The sequence below is a fragment of the uncultured Chloroflexus sp. genome (assembly GCF_937951745.1).
In the GTDB taxonomy this organism is placed as follows: Bacteria; Chloroflexota; Chloroflexia; order Chloroflexales; family Chloroflexaceae; genus Chloroflexus.
Genome location: NZ_CALFBQ010000031.1, coordinates 1 through 18,813 on the forward strand (window position 1 = coordinate 1; position 18,813 = coordinate 18,813).

An 18,813-nucleotide genomic window follows, 5' to 3' on the forward strand; every position below is an offset into this window, starting at 1 on the left:
TATCAATAGCATCAAGAGGAGAATTGCCCCAATTGATAAAACTAGCGTCAACCACAGCAACGCTCCGATCAGGGCCGGTTGCCAATCAATCACCTGTTTCTCAAACAGCAGCGCTAATGGCGCCGTCACTAGCAACGCCCCCAGATATTGCGCCCACGTGCCGCTCAGCAGCGGCAATCCGGCGCCAAATCGTTTTTGGTAAAGGGTGCCGGCAGTAGTGGCCAGCAAGGCGATAGTCGCCGCTGTCAGCGTTACCGGCGTAACCAGCGGCGGCCCGGCTACCATCAGTTTATCACTCACGACTGCCGCAACGCCAATCAGCCCAAGCGCTAACCCGAACCATTGCCGCCATGCGATCTGCTCGCCGAGCGCCCACTGGCTGATCAGTGCGGTCAAAATCGGCTGCAAACTAACGATAAGCGCTGTGAGACCCGCCGGCATGCCGCCATCAATCGCAAAAAAGACCCCGCCCAAATAGCCACTATGGAGCAGAATCCCAACGATTGCGCTGTGACCGTAGGCGCTAGCTTGCGCGAGCCATGGCTGCTGAAACATCACGGTCAAGCCGCCCAGAATGATTAATACGAGGACAAAGCGGATGCTGAGGAAGGTGAACGGTTCGATGTGCGGTAACCCAAAACGTGCCCCTATAAATCCGGTGCTCCAGAGCAGCACAAAAAGGAACGGAGCAATCGTCGCGAGATGGGTAGAAACGGCAATGTGGCTCTTCATGCAGAGTTGTTTTCTTTCAGTATAACACCCATGTTCATCAGGTTCTCATTTTATGCTAAACTATGGTCTGTGCCGAATATCACGATATCAGGCCGAATGACGAGGAGGTTCCAGATGAGTTGGCGAGGTTCTGGATCGAGTAGTTTTCGTTCGCGCAGCAGCAGTAGTAGTGGCCGCAGCAGCGGCAATGGCGGCTCAAGCTTCTCGGGTGGCAGCGCCGGCGGACCACCCCTGAGTGTGATGATCGGGTTGGCGTTTGGGCTTGGTTTCATTGCGCTAATCATTATGATCGCCTTCAACGTCAATCAGGGCGGTTTTGTCGCCGCCGGTCCCCGTCCCACCGCAACGCCGCGCCCCACCGCTACTCCCCGTCCTACTGCGGCGCCAGCCGCTACCCAGCCGACCAAAGCCCCGGCTGCGCAAGCTACCAACGCCGCTGGTGGCACTAACGTAGTGAACGAAACCCCGGCGCAAACTATCGAGATTCAGGCTGATCCGAATGCTTTGGCATTCGTCCAGACCTCTCTAACTGCCCCTGCAAACACCGTCGTTAAGCTCAATTTCGTCAACCAAAACAACCTTGGCGTCCAGCACAACTGGGTACTGGTCAATGGCGGTGATGATGTGGCCGCCGCCGTGAACAACGCTGCGCAGGCAAACGCTGATGCCCTCTTTGTGCCGCCGCCCGATACGCCCGGCGCCTTAGCATGGACGCCGATGCTCAATGCTGGTCAAACCGGCAGCGTAACCTTCCGCACGCCCCCCCCCGGCACCTATCTCTACATTTGCACCTTCCCCGGTCACTATCTAGCTGGTATGAAGGGCACGCTGACGGTTACTCAGTGACCGGTTAGTGGCTTGATCGCAACGCCAGTAGTGCAGTAGCACTATTGGCGTTATCTTTTTTGTCACTCAGCACACCGTTCTAACACGGCAATCGTCTCAACGTGCGGTGTGTGGGGAAACATATCGTATCCCCGCAGGCTCGTTACTCGATATGCGGTCTGTAGTAGCTGCAAATCGACAAGCTGAGTGAGCGGGTTGCACGACACATAGACAATCCGCTGCGGCCCGATCCGCAGCAGTTCATGGCAAACCTGCGGCCCTAGACCGGTACGCGGCGGATCGGCGACGATTACCGGCAAACTTCCCGCCGGCTGCGCGCGCAAGTACTCCAACGTATCGGCGCAGATCGGGTTGAAGTTGGCAACACCATTGGCGATCGCATTGCGCTGCGCACGTGCGACGCTGTCCGCCACTGCTTCAACGCCATCGACGCTGGCAACGCGCCGGGCCAGATGCAACCCAATTGCGCCAACGCCTCCATACAGATCGGCAGTCCGCATTGTTGGCTCAACTGCCGCTGCGCTGACCGCATCGCTGATTAACCGATCCGCTAAATAAACATTGTTTTGAAAGAAGGTATTGGGGCCGACGAAACAGACCATCTCGCCAATGCGCATCGTCAGATCGGCTGCGCCCCAATGCCAGTACGGCTCGCCGAATGAGAGATCGGTCAGCGTGTCGTTGACCAACCAGTGAAAGCCTACCACCCCCGGCTGGGCCAGTGCCGTCTCCGCCAGCGCAGCCATCGTTGCTTCATCACCGCCGCCAGCCGTTACCGCTGCGATCAGCAATTCGTCATTTGGGCTGCGCCGCACCACCACATAGCGCAAAAAGCCGGTATGGGCACGGATGTCGTAATCGGGCACACCTAACTCGCTGGCCCGCCGCCATACCGCTTGCGCCGCCGCAAACGCCATCGGCGGTATCAGGTGGCACGTTGTGAGTTCGATAATGTAATTAAACTTGCCGCGCGCTCGCAAGCCAAATCGCCCCTTCGTGGCGACGTAATCCATCCGGGTGCGGTAGGCAAACGGGTCCGGCGAGGGAACAACCTCAAACCCATCAACGCTGATCCCGCCGCTCTCGTACAGTTCGCGTAAGACGGCAGCTTTCGCTGCTACCTGATCGGCGTATGCCCGATCCTGAAACGCGCACCCGCCACATTCCCGCGCATGCGGGCATAATGGCGGCGTTGGCTGCCCGGCTAATACCCGATTAACGATCGCCTTGCGCAGCGTCTTACTGGTAAATGTCATAGCAGATGCTCACATTCCAGCGGCGCTGCTAACCTTCGTTTCACCATAGCCACTCGTCTTGGCCGTATCAATTCAACCCATAACGCTGATTGCGGGCCAGCGTGTTCTGCTCGCTTAGCCAACGCTGCAACGCCTCTTGCGGCGATGCCGCCACTTCCAGCTCATGCAACTCAATCCCAATGTGCGTCAAGGTTAACGCCACCTGCGACGAAATACCGGTCAGCGTTACTCGACAACCCAGCAAACGCAATGAGCGCACTGTTTGAGTTAACGCATTAGCAACTGCTGTGTCGATCAATGGTACGCCAGCTACGTCGAGAATAACCAAATTAACCCGCCGTTCGTAAACGAGTTCCAATAACCGTCTGGTAATCTTGCCCGCCCGTTGGCTATCGATCCCGCCCACAAGCGGGACGAGCAAGACGCCATCGGCAATCCGCACTGCCGGTGTCTCAAGCTGGCTCACCAGTTCGAGCAGCTCTTGCTGACGCTGATTCTGCTCGGCTAACTCGTGACGCTGCTGCTCGATCGCTGCTGCACGCTCGGCAATTTCAGCCCGTGCCGCTTCAGCTTGGGCCGCATTCCGTTCAGCCTCAATCCGAGCCGTATCGAGCGCAAGCCGAGCAGCCGCAAAGGCAACTACCTGCACAATATAGCTTGCTAATACGCCAACATCCGCGTAGACGCTATCAAATCGACCATCGGCCAATACATCGCGACCGAGCAAGATGGCAATCATCGCCAACCCAATCCCGGCCACCCACTGCGTATTCGTAATCGCAATGGCAAACGCTAACGGCGTGAAGAGCACGATTGTCTGCCCCTCTAGTGGCAGGCCAAAGGCTACCACCAGTGCCACACCGCTTGTGGCAAACATCCGTGCCCCTTCCCAACCGCGCCAGTAAAGCCATGTAGCTATCCAGAAGATTGCCGAAACGATGAGGGTGAGAATAATCGTTGTTAATGGATCACCAAACACGATGTTCAGCAACCCGCGTACTAGCGTGTAGCCCGCCATACCGCCCATAAGGACGAGGGCTAAACTTCGTTGGTCGACTCGCACAGGCCCTCCGTAGTTTGCAAGAATCTTCTACGTACTAGTTGGTACTAATCACCAAACCGCTGCGCAATGGCACGGCGCACAGCATCAACGTCGGGCGGCAATTCGATGGGCGGGTTGGTATATTGGCCGACCACATCGCGCAATGTCCCTTCATGATACTCGACTTTAAAGCGACTAAACTTCAACCCGTGCGCCGTAGAAATCACTACGACACGATCCCCCCGTTCGATTTCACCGCGCTGTACGAGTTTGATCAACGCAGCAAGGGCCACGCCAGTATGCGGGCAGGCATACGCACCGGTGCGATCAGCCCGCGCAGCAGCGTCGGCCAATTCTTGCTCGGTTGCCTGCTCGACAATCCCATTAAAGCGGCGCAGAATGCTAATCGCGCGATTAATACTCACCGGATCGCCAATCTGAATGGCGCTCGCCGCCGTAGGTTGGGCCTTCACCGGTTCGTACTCGCGAAACCCGGTGAGGTATGACCGGTACAATGGATTGGCGTTGGCTGCCTGTGCCGTCACTATCCGCGGCAACCGGTTGATCAGACCGAGTTCGTACATCATCAACAGACCCTTGCCGAGCGCAAAGGTGTTGCCGAGGTTGCCGCCGGGAATGATAATCCAATCCGGCACTTCCCAATCAAACTGCTGCACAATCTCGATCCCAACTGTCTTTTGGCCCTCGACCCGCAGAGAATTAAGTGAATTGGCCAAGTAGATGCCATTATCGGGGTTGGCGGTAATTTCACGCACAATGCGCATACAGCCATCAAAATCGGTATCGAGCGCCAGCACGAGGGCACCATGTGCAACCGGTTGCACCAACTGGGCAATACTCACTTTGCCTTTCGGCAAGAACACGATTGTCGGAATGCCGGCTGCCGCGCCATACGCTGCTAGTGCCGCAGAAGTATCACCCGTTGAAGCACAAGCAATTGCCCGGATCGGTTTGCCCTCGCTGATCATTTGCTTGACCACGCTGACCAGCACGGTCATACCGAGATCTTTGAACGAGCCGGTGTGTGAATTGCCGCACATCTTGATCCAGAGATCTTCAAGCCCGATCTCGCGCCCAAAGCGCTCGGCCCAAAAGAGATTGGTGCCGCCTTCAAACATACTGACCACGTTGTCGTCAGAGACAATCGGACAAACCCACTCTTTCTTCCCCCACACGCCACTGCCATACGGCCACGTGGTTCGCATCCAACGCTCATCAAACAGTCGTTTCCACTCTTCCGGGCTACGTTGGGCCAGCGCAGCCATATCATGCTGCACCTCTAACAACCCGCCTGACCGGCTGTAATACACCACCTCCGTCAGCGGGTACCGCTCGTTAGGATCGTCTTGGGCGGCAAACCATGCGTGATACATTGCGCTTCACTCCTGCATGCTGCGTTTGCCTGAAATTAGGCAGCGTGAGGTATCCTTAGTTCGCTCGGCCGATATTAGGTTGTTCTTACAAGTGTTTATCATACCATCGAATGGGTTGGGCCGCCATGCGGCGGGGGTAGGGCATACTGCTGTGTGCCCCTACGCGCGGGGTGTTGCCGGAGATTGAAAAGCTTCAGCAAACTGACGCGCTTGTGTGCCCCTACGCGCGGGGTGTTGCTTGTCGTTCAACCGTACCGCTCATACGCTATAATGACCCTATATCTTTAGCATGGTTGACTGCGCCCCTGCGGCGCAAGGGAGGTTAGCGCAATGCGGCATGTCCGCGCACTGTTACTCGGCCTTTCGCTGCTGGCGTTGGTGGTTTCCTGCGCCGGTTACATCTTCCTCAGCGAATTGCGCGCGACGCCGGCAACATCCGGCACTCCGGTTGAGTTTGTGGTCGCCCCCGGCGAAACGGCCAACGATATCGCCACCCGGCTCGGCGAGGCTGGCCTGATCCGCCAACCGGCCTTGTTTCGGGCGCTGGTGCGTTGGCGCGGTCTCGATCAACAGATACAGGCCGGGCGCTATGTGCTAAGCCCGGCAATGACGATGAGCGAGATTCTGATCGTCTTGCAGAGCGGGCGCGTCGTCAACGATATTCAGATTACGATCCCTGAAGGTCTCCGTCTCGAAGAGATTGCTAGCATCATCGCCGCCGCCGGTCTGGTCAGCGAGAGCGAATTTTTGGCCGTAGCGCGCGATGGCGACCGCTTCCGCGCCGATTATTTCTTGCTCAATAGCTTGCCGGCGGGCGCAACGCTCGAAGGTTATCTTTTCCCCGACACCTATCGCTTCGCCCCTTCGGCTGATGCCGAGACCATTGTGCGCAAGCTGCTCGATCGCTTCGTTGAGCAGTACAGCACCATCGAGCGCTCGGTGCGCGTGCCGGGGGTAACAGTGCATCAGATTGTGACCATGGCTTCGATTATTCAACGTGAAGCGGCGTTGCTCAGCGAGATGCCTCAAATCAGCGCTGTCTTCTGGAACCGGCTCAAGCCCCAGTATGCCCCAACGTTCGGCGGCGGCTTGCTCGGCGCTGACGCTACCGTCCAGTATGCCATCGGCTATGACGCCACTGAAGGCACATGGTGGAAGCGCAACTTAACCGTGACCGATTTGGCCATCCAAAGCCCGTATAATACCCGCATCACGCCGGGCCTGCCGCCGGGTCCAATCGCTGCCCCCGGCCTTGCCGCCCTCACCGCAGCGGCCCAACCGGATGAGACATCGCCGTATCTGTTCTTTGTCGCAAGTTGCGAACGCGACGGTTCGCATAAGTTCGCGACGACCATCGAAGAGTTTCGCGTCTACGAAGCGGAGTGGTTGGCGTGCCAACAGAATCGACCCTAACGGCAGAGATTATCTTGATCGGTGATCCGGTGGCCCATTCCCGTTCGCCAGCGATGCACAACGCAGCACTGGCGGCGCTCGGCATAGCTGCCCGCTACCGCGCCGTGCAGACGACTGCCGCCGACTTGCCAGCCCGTATCGCCGAGCTGCGCCAAGCACAGTTCCTTGGGGCAAATGTCACCTTGCCGCACAAGCAGGCGGTAATGCCGCTACTCGATGAGCTTGATCCGCTGGCGGCCCGCATCGGCGCCGTCAATACCATCGTGCGCCAATCCGATGGCCGGCTGCTAGGAACCAATACCGATGCGCCGGGATTGTTGGCCGATCTGGCCACCGCTGAATGGTCGCCCACCGGTCAAGAGGTAGTTATTCTTGGCGCGTCGGGGGCGGCGCGCGCCGCCGCTTTCGCGCTAGCCGATGCTGGCGTCGCTGGTCTCACGATCATCAACCGCAGCTTGATGCGCGCGGTTGATCTCGCCGCCGCTGCCGCCGCTAACCAACCGGCGCTGCGCGCGCGGGCGTTGGCGCTGGCCGATCCGGTCGTCGCCGAGGCTATCGCCGCCTGTACACTGCTGATCAACGCCACCTCCTTGGGTTGGCACGATGACGAAACCCCGCTGCCTGATCCGCCGGTTGGCCCGCATTGTCTGGTCTACGATATGGTCTACCGCGAGACAACCCTTTTGCGCGCTGCCGCCGCGCGCGGCGCGCGGGTGCGCGATGGCCGCGGGATGTTGGTTGAACAGGGAGCCCTCGCCTTTGAACGCTGGACGGGCCGCCCAGCACCGCGCAAGATCATGTGGCAAGCCGCGTTTGGGGTGGAGCACGGGCCATGATCAGTCTGCTCGTCATCGGTATTGGTCTAGTGCTGGGAAGTTTGCTGAATGTGCTGATTATCCGCCTGCCCCGCGAGCAACGCCTGCTCGGCTGGCCGCGCTGCATTCGCACCGGCCAACCGCTGCAATGGTGGCAGTTGCTGCCAGTGCTGGGGTGGGTCTTACAACGCGGTAAGGCCGCCGATGGTCGCCCACTGCCGATCATCTACCCGTTGGTCGAAATCGGCAGCGCCATCTGGTTGTGGCGGTTGTACGACCTCTACGGATTTGGCCCGCTCTTCCCGTATCTGGCCTTTGTCGGCGCGGTCTTGATCGTCACCGGCGTGGTTGATTGGCTCTACCGCTGGATCTACACCGTTGTCATTCTGGGAGGGGCGCTGATCGCCTTTATCTGGGGGTCATTAGTAGGAGCCGGCTGGCGCGAATTGCTCTTGGGCGGGTTGATCGGCGGGGTAGGGTTCCTGTTTCTCTACTTGCTGGCGCTGGTGCTGTTCCCTAGCAAATCGGCCCCGTTTGGGTTAGGCGATGTCTATCTCGCTATCTTTATTGGTGCAGCGCTCGGTTTGCGCCACCTCGGCCCAGCCCTCATCTACGGCATCTTTATGGCCGGCTTGGTCGCCGCCGGCATCCTGATTGCCCGCCGGCTTGGTCGCACGACGCCGGAATACCTGCCCTACGGCGCATACCTCTGTCTTGGGGTGTTGATCTACGTGGCCCTTGGCGGCTACTTGTCGCCATAAACGGGGCGCTGCGCGATACGGGTTTTACACGCGCCGCATTGCAACAGCCAAGAACGAATGCGGCAGGCAACCTGCCACACTCCCTCTGCCTCGCATTGGGCGAGGAATCGCCCCTCATCAAAACACATCCGCCACCATGATCGTCTGATCACGTTCGGGGCCGACCGACACAATCCCCAGCCGCGCGCCAACCAATTGGCAGATGCGGGCCACATAGGTCTGCGCTGCATCGGGCAAATCGGCAAACCGGCGCACGTGGCGCGTTGATTCCATCCAACCCGGCAGCTCTTCATACACCGGCTCGACCTGCGCCAAAATGGCGGTTGTGGTCGGCGGATACTCGAGCACCGCGTCATTCAGTTTATAGCCAGTACATACTTTTAGCGTCTCGATCCCATCCAGCACATCAAGTTTCGTAATCGCCAAGGTGTCAATCCCGTTCACTTGCGCCGCATAACGGGCCATGACCGCGTCAAACCAACCCACCCGGCGCAACCGGCCAGTGGTCGTGCCAACCTCGGCCCACGGCGTGCCAATTTGGCGCAGCGCATCGGCCACCGGCCCATCAACTTCGGTCGGGAACGGCCCTTCACCGACGCGCGTAGTATAGGCCTTCACCACTCCAAGCACCGAATTGATCCGAGTAGGGCCAATGCCGCTGCCTTGGCACGCGCCGGCAGCACCGGGAGGCGAGGAGGTCACGAAGGGGTAGGTGCCGTGATCAATATCGAGTAATGCGCCTTGTGCCCCTTCCAACAACACCGGCAAATCTTTGTCAAGCGCCCGGTGAATGATGGGATGCACATCGGTAATATGGTCTACTAAGCGCCGGCCATACTCGAGATAGGTCAAGTAGGTATCGTGTAGCGAGAGCGGGCGGGCATTGTAGAGCTTGGTCAAGATCCGGTTCTTCTCTTCAAGCACGGTACGCAACCGGTTGAGCAACGTCTCTTCGTGCAACAAATCGCCCATCCTGATGCCGGAACGGCTCATCTTATCGGCATAAGCCGGCCCAATCCCGCGCCCGGTGGTGCCGATCCGCCCCTCGCCCCGCGCCTCTTCCTGCAACTGATCGAGCTGAATGTGATAAGGCATAATCACGTGAGCGCGATCGCTGACGAATAGCTTGGCGGTCGAAACGCCCCGCGCCTCGAGTTCTTCAATCTCTTTAATCAGCACCTCAGGATTAATCACCACGCCGGGGCCAATCACATTCACAATCCCCGGATCGAAGATGCCAGAGGGAACCAAATGTAATTTAAACGTGCCCAGATGGTTGACCACGGTATGGCCGGCGTTATTGCCGCCGCCGTAGCGAATCACCAACCGGGCGCGAGCGGCTAATAGATCAACCAGATGACCTTTGCCCTCATCACCCCACTGAGCGCCGATTAAGGCAAGCACAGGCATTGTTATTCTCCCTGTTGGATTGCACAGCTCACGCCGGTCTATTCTCGCTGCACCAATGCCACCGGCTTTCTATCCCCCGCCGTTCCGCCTCGCTACGTTCAGCCGCGCGCTCACACCCGCAACGCTGCGCGCAGACCGGCAATCGCTTCATCAACGTGCTGCGGTTCGATAATTAACGGCGGCAAGAGCCGGATCACGTCTTCCCCTGCTGTCGCCACCAACAACCCATAGCGATGGGCCGCTTCGCGCACCGCGCCCGCCGATCCGGCAATCCGCACGCCGCGCATCAACCCCCGCCCGCGCAATTCAAGCACCATATCGGGGTGCTCGGCGGCCAAATCCTGTAACGCCTCATCGAGATAATTGCTGACCTGCTGTACGTGGGCAAGAAAAGCCGGATCGCTAATCTTGCGGAAGACCGTCGCACCCACTGCGGTCGCCAACGGATTGCCGCCGAAGGTTGTGCCATGGTCGCCGGGCTGAATCGCATCGGCCACGTGTTGACCCATCAGGATCGCACCGATCGGCAGGCCGCCGGCCAGCGGTTTGGCCACCGTCATGATGTCCGGTTGCACGCCAAGCTGTTCGTGGGCCCAAACCGTGCCGGTGCGACCCATCCCGCACTGAATCTCATCGAAGATAAGCAAGGCACCATACTGCCGGCACAGCTCGCGCGCGCCGCGCACAAAGTCAGCCTCGGCGGCGCGCAGGCCTCCTTCGCCTTGCACCGGCTCGAGCACGACTGCGCAGACATCGTGCCCCATCGTCGAAGCCAACGACGCGCGATCGTTATAGCGGGCGAAGCGCACTCCCGGCATCACCGGCATGAATGGCTCGCGGTACTTCTCGCGGGCCGTAATCGCCACCGCTCCCATGGTGCGCCCGTGGAAGCTGCCGTCAAACGCGACAATCGTCGTTTTGCCTTCACCAAAATGGGCGCGCGCATAGCGGCGGGCAAACTTTATCGCCCCCTCAATCGCCTCGGCGCCACTGTTGCAGAAGAATGCCTTGTTGAACGCCGGACTGCTCTGCACCAGCAGCGCAGCTAATTCGACCGCCGGGCGAGTATGGTAGAGGTTAGAAACGTGGATCAAACGCGCCGCCTGCTCGTTGATCGCGTTGAGCACATCGCGATCGCCGTACCCTAGCGCATTGACGGCAATACCGGCCACAAAATCGAGATAACGCTGGCCCTCGCTGTCGTAGAGATAAACACCCTCGCCGCGTTCGATAACGAAATCGGCGCGCACATAACTCTGCAACAGATAGTTGTGATCGGCCTGAATTAGGTCTGCGGCGCTCTCGCCGATCATAGTTCGTCCTTTCCAACGCGATGTGCGAACCCTCTCACGCGCAATTATACCACCGGCGGGCGGAAGGGGCGGCATAGCTTGACATGCACCGCCGTGCGGAACTGAGATTATGGTATAACGATAGCAGCCGCTTGTGGAGTGCGGCAGTGGATTTGCCGCCTGCTTAAACTTTGCGCCGCTCGAGTACGCATCCTATGATCTCATTTTACCAGCGCCTCATCCGCTGGCTCTTCCAGCGACTCTACCACGAATTTGCATGGAGTTACGATCTGATCGCATGGCTCGTTTCGGGCGGCTACTGGCAGCGTTGGGTGCTGGCCGCGTTGCCTGCGCTGCGCGGGCGCGTGCTGGAACTCGGCTGTGGCCCCGGTTATCTCCAACGGGCCTTGGCAGAACGGCCCGCCGTCGCCGGTCTCGACGCCTCACCCGCCATGCTGCGTCGCGCTGCGCGTTTTACCAACCGGCTCGTGCGCGCCGATGCCCGCCGCCTGCCGTTTGCCGATACCAGTTTTGATACGGTCTGCGCCACCTTCCCCGCCGAATATATTCTTGATCCGGTCACCCATGCTGAAATACGGCGGGTACTGGCGCCGGACGGCCAATTGGTTATTGTTGATGGCGGGCGGCTGGAAGGGAGCTATGGGCAATTGATCGATGCAATCTATCGCCTGATCTGGCTGGGACGCAACCCGCCCGATCTGCCAGAGAGCATCTCATTTGGCGATTTTCGCATGCGCGTGCAGCGCGTGAGAGTCGGTCATAGCAGTGTCCTTGTGATGACCGGGAGGCCGCATGAGTCCGGATCTGAGCATTGAACAGACCCTGCGCGCACGCGGCTATTCGGCGCTGGCCGGGATTGACGAGGCCGGACGTGGCTGTTGGGCTGGGCCGGTGGTGGCCGCCGCAGTGGTATTAGCGCCAATCGTTTACGAACAGCCGCACCTCTTGGCAGCAGTCAACGACTCGAAACAACTGAGCGCCATAGCCCGCGAACGCGCGTTTGCCACCGTCCAAACCTACGCCCAAGGCATCGGCATCGGTATCGTGCCGGCCTTCCTCATCGACGCTTACGGCATTCTGCCCGCTACCCGCCTTGCGATGACTCAGGCGCTGCTCGCGTTGCCCTGCCCAGTTGATGCGCTGTTGATCGACGCCGAACATCTCCCCGGCCTTCGCCTGCCCCAAGAATCGTTGGTGCGCGGCGATGCCCGTTCGCTCTCGATTGCCGCCGCCTCGATCATCGCCAAAGTCACCCGCGACCAGTTGATGCGCACTGCTGATCGCTGTTACCCGGCCTATGGCTTTGCCGTGCATAAAGGGTACGGCACTGCCACGCATCGCCGCGCTTTGGCGCACTATGGCCCATCACCCATCCATCGCTATACCTTCCAGCCGGTGATAGAGTCACTCGAGCAGTTGGAACCCGCATGAATCTCCGTGAACATCTCCTTTATTCAAGCGTGCTGGCTGCCAGCTTGTACGCGCGCCAACCGGTCGCCGCTGCGCTCTTGATCGCCGGCGGTGTGCTGATCGATCTCGATCACCTCGCCCTATACGTCTGCCGCACCGGTGATTGGAGCATCAGCGGTGCGCTGCTGTACAACCGCTATCGCAACCAGTTCATTCGTCCCCATGACAACCGGCCCCGCTATGGCTCGCTGCGCTCGTGGCTGCACCAGCCGCTCTTCGTCTTGCCGCCGCTGTGGAGGCTGGCGCAGCGTTACCCATGGTTCCGTCCATTCGCCATTGGCGTCGCTTTCCATCTCTTGCTCGATCACCTGCCTCTGCCGCTGATCTGGGCAGCGTATTGGCGGGCTGGCGGACGCTGCGCGCGCTGCGGTAACCGGCAACAGATTGAGGTGTACCGCCGGCCCCGCTTCCCCGATCAGCGCATGCAGTGGGTCGCGCTCTGCCGGCAGTGCGCAAACAAGAGAATGTGGTACACTGATCATGATACGCATGCCACCACAACTTCCGCGCTGCCCAACGATTGAATAAACCGGAAGGAGTGTATTAAATGGATCCGGATGACGAGCTAACCCCGGAAGATCCGCTGACCGAACTGAGCCGGCTGGCGAGCGAAGCCATTGACAGCCAATCGAAAGGTGCCACCTCAGCCGAGCGCCGCCGGCGTTGCGATCGCGTGCTCGAACTCGAAGCGCAAGGTTTCATCACCGACGATCGCGCCTGCTTCCTCGCCGGTTTAGTGATGATCTGCGGCGAATCGGTGGCCGATTTTCACCATGCCCACCGGTTTGCCCGTCGCGCCACCGAATTAGGTGACGAACGCGCATGGACGTTGCGCGCGATGGCATGGGATCGGTTGTTGATCGAATTGGGCCGGCCACAACACTTCGGCACCCAGATCATCCGCATGGGCGGGCGTTGGTCGCTGGGTGAAGTCAATCCACAGGTGACCGATTGGGAACGGGCGCTGTTCGGCGTGCCGCCGCTGTACGTGCAGTTGCAGCGGGTCGAAGAATTACAACGCTCTGAACAAGAGTGATAATGGCGACGGGGCGATGGCATCGATCGCCCCGCTGTATAGCTGTCGTTCGCTATTATTAACACCTCTCACACCACAATCGTCTTTCCTCCACACCCATTTTCCTACCTGCATTGGTCAAGCGCTTTCCAACGATACATCCTCTGTAACAATCGTGTAATCTATGCAGATTGTTCGTTGAACGCAATCAGGCGTACAGTTTCATTGTCCTATCAGGTGTGTCTCAGGTTCAAAACAAGACAGGGGGGGAAACTATGAGACGCCTTTCGTTGCGTTCACTGTTCGCTATCGGTTTCGGCACGGCCCTCGCCCTTGTACTTGCCTGTTTCACCTACGGCGCTGCTGCATCACGCGCCAGCGTCGAAATCTTTACACCGCAAGGGCAAGCCCAATGCGCCGCAACCGGCGCTCCGGCGCCGGCTATCTTCCAAACCCAGACCTTGCTCGCGCGGTTCGACTACTACCGCGTGCTCGAACCGCCGTTTGGGCCGGAACCCACTGAGGTTGATATCACCTTCCCTGATGGGCGCATTTTTACGGTCAGTGCCGCTCAATTCCTCGACGGTGTGATCGATATGCCCACTAACGTGCAATTTGCCCGCTTTACCAACAACGCCGGCCAACTCTCGCTCAACATTACCATTCCGGGCACATGGCCCTACGGTTGTTATCGCCTCACCGGGCGGGGGCTGGGTGTGGGTGGCGCTCACACAGCCTCAGCCTTCTTCGTCGTTATTCCCGGCGGGCGCCCCGGCCCGACCGGCAACGCCACGCTGCGGGCAACCTTGAACGGGCAAGATACAAATGTCCTGCTGCAATGGCAAATTCTCGAGGTAGACGGGCGCAATTTCTTGGGTGGCGAGTTGGTCTCGTTCTGGCTCACCGCCCCCGATGGCACGGTCATTAACTTCCCCCCCGGCCAGCAGGTCGTGCAAGCGACGCCAAGTGGAGCAGTATCAACCTCGTTCCAGTTTGAAGGGAAGAATCCGGTGGGACGCTACACGGTAACCGCGCTCGGCAACACCAGCGGCTTTCGTGTCTTTGCCCACTTCGAGCTGAAGTCGCGGCCTGTCACCCAACGCGGCCCAGCCCGGCTTTCGGTCGTGGTACCATTTGGTGCCGAAGCGCCACAACGTTCGATCTTCTACGCCAACGGCGATCTCTTCTTCCCCGGCGAGCGGGTTGATCTATGGCTGACGCTGCCCGATAGCTCAGTGCGCGGTTTCCCCTCAACCTTTGCCGATCCGGTGGCCGGCCAGTTTCTGGTAGAACTGTTCCTCGATGAGCGGCTACCGGTCGGATTCTACCAATTGACGGCGCAGGGAGCGGTCAGCCAGCAATTGGTCATTGCCACGTTTACTCTAACCCAAACCACTGACACGATCGCCAATCCGCAACCGGTGCCGCAAATCGGCCTTGATAACAACCCCGTAACGCCGCCCAATCTCAGCTTTATTGATCCTAACCCAGCGGACATCAACGAATACGGGAATCCTGACGAATAAACGCTACTGGCATCGGAGTAGGGGCAGAGTAGTGCTTTCCCCCTACTCCAGCGGCATAGCCATACTCAGAGCGAGGATTTGCTGCATCTCACGCAAGCGAGCAAGTTGGATTTCGAGCTGGTCAAGGGCCTGCATATTACCAGCGCGGGCTGCGACCAACGCAACGCTCATCTGCGCTTCAATCTCGTTGAGGAGTTTGGCGCTCTGCTTGCGGCGCGTCTCGAGATCAGCCGCATAAATCGCCAGCGCGATATGGCAAGCCACCAATTCTAACAAATTGAGATGGGAACTATCGAACCGACGACTCTGGGTCGTGGTCACAGTTAATGCGCCGAGCAAGCGCGGCCCCCATCGCAACGGCGCTGCCATCGCGCACCGCGTCGGCGCATCATACTCACGCATTCGCAACGAGAGCCAACGCTGGTCGGCATCAGTTTCATCAATAATCAACGGCTGCCCTTCGCGTAGCACCAAACCGGCAAAACCGTGCTCGCGCACCTCGCGCGCACGCTCAGGCGTGGCAACGTGGCCATTGCTCAACAACAACATCGGCGCGGCGCTGTTATCGAGCGGGAGCAACAGCAACGATGCCCGTTCGCCGCCTACCATCGCCGGCACCTGTGTCGCCAATTGCAAACCCAAATGGAGCGGATCGGCCGTGGCGCCGGTCACCATCCGGCCAAACTGTAGCAACTGATCGAGGGTATCGGCATGGGCGCGGGCTTGATTGAGATACTGGTCAAGCTGGCCTTGCAACGACGATTGCTCTAGCACAATACCGACAATCTGGCCCAATGCCGTCACCAATTCACGGTCATCGCTATCAAATGGCGGCGTCGATCGAGTAACTTCAATCCGCCCTACCACCCGCCGGCCAATCATAATCGGCCCAACCAACATGGTCGGCGCGTGTGTGTGCAAACTGCCGGTGCCAGCCGGAACAATAATCTCAACTTTGTCGGCCAGCAACCACTCGCTGCATAGATCGCGCAACATCGGCAACGGGTCAGATTGGCGAGCAGCAGCAAAAAAGGCGCCTACCGTCATTAAGGCATTGCGCAGACGGGCAGCCCGGCGCTGGGAGGCAATCAACTGAGTAGCAACATCGGATGCGGTCACAACCACTCCTGATCAACAACACAAGACGCCTGTCATCCTTGATATTCGATCATACCACGATGCCGGGCCGGATAAGATGACAAACCCGGCATCGTAGATTACAGTTCAGGCATCAAGCGGTTCGGCAGGGCGGCGCTCTGCCATCGTTAGGATGCTGCCGCGATGAAAGACGAGCTGGCCGTGCTCAACATCCACCTCGATCTGATCACCGGCGACAAACGTGCCACGCAGCAACTCGCGCGAAATCGGCGTCTCGAGCAGGCGTTGGATAGTACGGCGCAACGGGCGCGCGCCAAAGACTGGGTTGTAGCCCTCGTTGACCAGATATTCCTTGGCCGCTTGAGTTAATGTTAAGCCAATATTCTGCTCGCGTAGCCGGTTAACCAATTCGCCGATCTGCAATTCAACGATCTTGGTCAAATCTTCCATCGAGAGCGGATGGAAGAGAATAATCTCGTCGATCCGGTTGAGGAATTCGGGTCGGAAGGTCTGCTTGAGCGCCTCATCAACCTTCTTGCGCGCCTCGCGCAGATCGAACGCTTTGTGCGCTTTACCGCCCACGTTAAAGCCGATCCCGCCGCCTTGCAGATGCTCGGTGCCGGCGTTACTCGTCATGATAATGATCGTATTGCGAAAATCAACCGTGCGGCCTTGGCCATCGGTCAGCCGGCCATCGTCGAGCACTTGCAGCAAAGCATTGAAAACATCGCGGTGCGCCTTCTCGATTTCGTCGAAGAGCACCACCTGATACGGGCGGCGACGAATACTTTCGGTCAATTGGCCGCCTTCGTCATAGCCGACATAACCGGGCGGCGCGCCGATCAAGCGGCTGACGGTGTGCTTCTCTTGGTACTCACTCATATCGACCCGCGTCATCGCCTCTTCGCTATCAAACATGAACTCGGCCAAGGCGCGGGCCAGCTCGGTTTTGCCGACGCCGGTCGGGCCAACAAACAGAAATGAGCCGATCGGGCGGCGCGGATCGCGCAGGCCAGAACGGGCGCGGCGAATAGCGTCGCTCAAGGCGACAATCGCCTCGTGCTGGCCGATTACCCGCTCGTGCAGCCGTTCTTCCATGTGGATCAGCTTCTCGCGCTCGGTTTCGAGCATGCGGCTGACCGGCACCCCTGTCCAACTGGCGACAATCTGCGCAACATCTTCATCATCTACCACTTCATCGAGATTGTTGCGCGCCAGCCACTCACTGCGCTCGGTCTCAAATTCCGTTTGCAGAGCCAAATAGCGCGCGCGCAGCATCGCCGCCCGTTCGTAGTCGCGACGCGCGCCGGCTTCTTCCTCTTCGGTTTGCAGCCGCTTTAGCTCCTCTTCCTTCGCTTTCAGCTCAGGCGGCATTGAGAAGATGTCAATCCGCAGCTTGGCGCTGGCTTCGTCAATCAGGTCAATCGCCTTATCGGGCAAAAACCGGTCGTTGATATAGCGGCTCGAAAGCTGCACCGCCGCCCGCAACGCCTCATCGCTGATCGTCAGTTGATGGTGCTCTTCGTAGCGCTTGCGCAGGCCGCGCAGCATCTCAACCGTCGTCTCCGGATCAGGCTCTTCGACAAACACCGGCGAGAAGCGCCGTTCAAGCGCCGCATCCTTCTCAATGTGTTTGCGATACTCGTCGATCGTCGTGGCCCCGATCACCTGAATCTCGCCGCGCGAGAGGGCCGGCTTGAGCATATTCGAGGCATCAATGCTGCCGGTCGCGGCGCCAGCGCCAACAACTGTGTGCAGTTCATCAATGAAGAGGATAATCCGCCCCTTCGCATTGCGCACCTCGTCCATCACCGCTTTCAGCCGCTCTTCAAACTCGCCGCGGAACTTCGATCCGGCCACCATGCCGGCCAGATCAAGCGCCAGCAACTTGCGATCGATCAATGTCGGCGGCACGTCGCCACGAGCAATGCGTTGGGCCAATCCCTCGACAATCGCCGTCTTGCCGACGCCGGTTTCACCAACCAACACCGGGTTGTTCTTGGTACGGCGGGAAAGAATGCGAATGACGCGAGTAATTTCAGCTTCGCGACCAATCACCGGATCGAGCTTGTCTTCACGAGCCAGCTCGGTCAGATCGGTGCTATACTTGGTCAGAATTTCATAGCGGCTCTCAGCCGACGGGTCATCGCTGCGTTGGCTGCCACGAATCTCCATTAACACTTGATAGATCCGCTCCTGATCGATATGATAGCTCTGCAAGATCCGCGCTGATGGGCCATCACGCTCGCTCGCCAACCCGATGAGCAAATGATCAAGGCCGACATACTGATCGCCCAACCGGTTAGCCTCTTCTTCAGCGCGCTTAACCAACCGCTGCGTGCGCGGCGTAATGAAGACTTGACCACCAATACCGTGCGAATTCAACATCTTAGGGAGCTTTTCCAGCTCGCGCTCGATGCGCCGTTCCACCTCTTGCGGATCAACATTCAAGCGCACTAGCGCCCGCGTCGCCAGACCATCGCGCTGACGGAGCATCGCCAAAAAGAGATGCTCAACATCAAGCTGCGAATGCTGGTGATCCTGCATAATCTCTTGGGCAATATGGAAGGCACTTTGCGCCTTTTCAGTAAATCGCTCTAGTCTCATTGCTATCCCTCGTGCGTGTCCGCCGCAAGGCAGATGGGCAGATCACAAGATTGACCTGCTTTGGTAGTATAGCACAGCAAGCCGTTGAAAATAGGGTGAGTCTATTGGATTTATG

General features: G+C 59.0%; 17 protein-coding genes. 9 read left to right on the forward strand and 8 right to left on the reverse strand.

The genetic code is table 11. The annotated features are described in order from the left end of the window. Positions 1-732 (reverse strand): DMT family transporter (locus tag Q1A59_RS08545; RefSeq protein WP_299644805.1); only part of this gene is annotated, 732 nt, incomplete at its 3' end. A gap of 114 nt (positions 733-846) precedes the next feature. Here Q1A59_RS08545 and Q1A59_RS08550 point away from each other — a divergent pair. Continuing rightward, positions 847-1,578: a plastocyanin/azurin family copper-binding protein gene (locus tag Q1A59_RS08550; RefSeq protein ID WP_298402603.1), complete on the forward strand. Its 732-nt coding sequence runs from the start codon at positions 847-849 to the stop codon at positions 1,576-1,578. Between the two features lie 62 nt (positions 1,579-1,640). On the opposite strand, the gene rlmD is transcribed toward Q1A59_RS08550, so the two are convergent. The 3 genes from rlmD to thrC all read right to left on the reverse strand — a co-directional run bounded on the left by rlmD (position 1,641) and on the right by thrC (position 5,270). Continuing rightward, positions 1,641-2,834 (reverse strand): 23S rRNA (uracil(1939)-C(5))-methyltransferase RlmD, encoded by a 1,194-nt coding sequence (gene rlmD / locus Q1A59_RS08555; protein ID WP_298402605.1) that lies wholly within the window; start codon positions 2,832-2,834, stop codon positions 1,641-1,643. Positions 2,835-2,901: 67 nt separating this feature from the next. Then, positions 2,902-3,897, reverse strand: coding sequence for an STAS domain-containing protein (locus Q1A59_RS08560; protein WP_298402607.1), 996 nt, complete (start codon positions 3,895-3,897; stop codon positions 2,902-2,904). Positions 3,898-3,941: 44 nt separating this feature from the next. Further along, positions 3,942-5,270, reverse strand: coding sequence for a threonine synthase (gene thrC / locus Q1A59_RS08565; protein WP_298402609.1), 1,329 nt, complete (start codon positions 5,268-5,270; stop codon positions 3,942-3,944). A 330-nt stretch (positions 5,271-5,600) separates the two neighbouring features. Between thrC and mltG the strand changes: the two genes are divergently transcribed. From mltG to Q1A59_RS08580, 3 genes are read left to right on the forward strand one after another with little or no spacing between them, the layout of a single operon-like run. Then, positions 5,601-6,683: an endolytic transglycosylase MltG gene (gene mltG / locus Q1A59_RS08570; protein ID WP_298402610.1), complete on the forward strand. Its 1,083-nt coding sequence runs from the start codon at positions 5,601-5,603 to the stop codon at positions 6,681-6,683. Continuing rightward, positions 6,662-7,519, forward strand: a complete 858-nt coding sequence (aroE, locus tag Q1A59_RS08575) for a shikimate dehydrogenase (protein ID WP_298402612.1) — start codon at positions 6,662-6,664, stop codon at positions 7,517-7,519. The genes mltG and aroE overlap by 22 nt, the downstream gene beginning before the upstream one ends. Then, a complete protein-coding gene (locus Q1A59_RS08580) occupies positions 7,516-8,259 on the forward strand; it encodes an A24 family peptidase (RefSeq protein ID WP_298402614.1) in 744 nt (247 codons plus the stop codon). The genes aroE and Q1A59_RS08580 overlap by 4 nt, the downstream gene beginning before the upstream one ends. A gap of 117 nt (positions 8,260-8,376) precedes the next feature. Here the strand turns inward: Q1A59_RS08580 and Q1A59_RS08585 are convergent, their stop codons facing one another. Both Q1A59_RS08585 and Q1A59_RS08590 read right to left on the reverse strand, forming a co-directional pair. After that, the gene (locus Q1A59_RS08585; protein ID WP_298402616.1) at positions 8,377-9,669 is read right to left on the reverse strand and encodes an adenylosuccinate synthase; all 1,293 of its coding nucleotides are present in this window, start codon (positions 9,667-9,669) and stop codon (positions 8,377-8,379) included. A 110-nt stretch (positions 9,670-9,779) separates the two neighbouring features. Next, the gene (locus Q1A59_RS08590) at positions 9,780-10,982 is read right to left on the reverse strand and encodes an aspartate aminotransferase family protein (RefSeq protein WP_298402618.1); all 1,203 of its coding nucleotides are present in this window, start codon (positions 10,980-10,982) and stop codon (positions 9,780-9,782) included. A 194-nt stretch (positions 10,983-11,176) separates the two neighbouring features. Here Q1A59_RS08590 and Q1A59_RS08595 point away from each other — a divergent pair, with 194 nt between their 5' ends. The 5 genes from Q1A59_RS08595 (at position 11,177) to Q1A59_RS08615 (ending at position 14,993) form a co-directional block, all read left to right on the forward strand. After that, entirely contained in the window at positions 11,177-11,797 is a 621-nt protein-coding gene (locus Q1A59_RS08595; protein ID WP_298402620.1) for a class I SAM-dependent methyltransferase, read from the forward strand. Further along, positions 11,775-12,413 carry a ribonuclease HII gene (locus Q1A59_RS08600; protein ID WP_298402622.1) on the forward strand — a complete coding sequence of 213 codons (639 nt, stop codon included), beginning with the start codon at positions 11,775-11,777 and terminating at the stop codon, positions 12,411-12,413. The genes Q1A59_RS08595 and Q1A59_RS08600 overlap by 23 nt, the downstream gene beginning before the upstream one ends. Further along, positions 12,410-12,976: a hypothetical protein gene (locus tag Q1A59_RS08605; RefSeq protein ID WP_298402623.1), complete on the forward strand. Its 567-nt coding sequence runs from the start codon at positions 12,410-12,412 to the stop codon at positions 12,974-12,976. The genes Q1A59_RS08600 and Q1A59_RS08605 overlap by 4 nt, the downstream gene beginning before the upstream one ends. A gap of 23 nt (positions 12,977-12,999) precedes the next feature. After that, positions 13,000-13,488, forward strand: a complete 489-nt coding sequence (locus Q1A59_RS08610; protein WP_298402625.1) for a hypothetical protein — start codon at positions 13,000-13,002, stop codon at positions 13,486-13,488. 254 nt (positions 13,489-13,742) lie between these two features. Continuing rightward, complete coding sequence (locus Q1A59_RS08615) at positions 13,743-14,993, forward strand: hypothetical protein (RefSeq protein ID WP_299644811.1); 1,251 nt, start codon at positions 13,743-13,745, stop codon at positions 14,991-14,993. A gap of 42 nt (positions 14,994-15,035) precedes the next feature. Here Q1A59_RS08615 and Q1A59_RS08620 read toward each other — a convergent pair whose 3' ends face one another. Together Q1A59_RS08620 and Q1A59_RS08625 are read right to left on the reverse strand one after the other, a co-directional pair. Next, complete coding sequence (locus Q1A59_RS08620; protein ID WP_299644813.1) at positions 15,036-16,112, reverse strand: GAF domain-containing protein; 1,077 nt, start codon at positions 16,110-16,112, stop codon at positions 15,036-15,038. Between the two features lie 105 nt (positions 16,113-16,217). Next, positions 16,218-18,698, reverse strand: a complete 2,481-nt coding sequence (locus Q1A59_RS08625) for an ATP-dependent Clp protease ATP-binding subunit (RefSeq protein WP_298402631.1) — start codon at positions 18,696-18,698, stop codon at positions 16,218-16,220. Positions 18,699-18,813 lie beyond the last annotated feature (115 nt).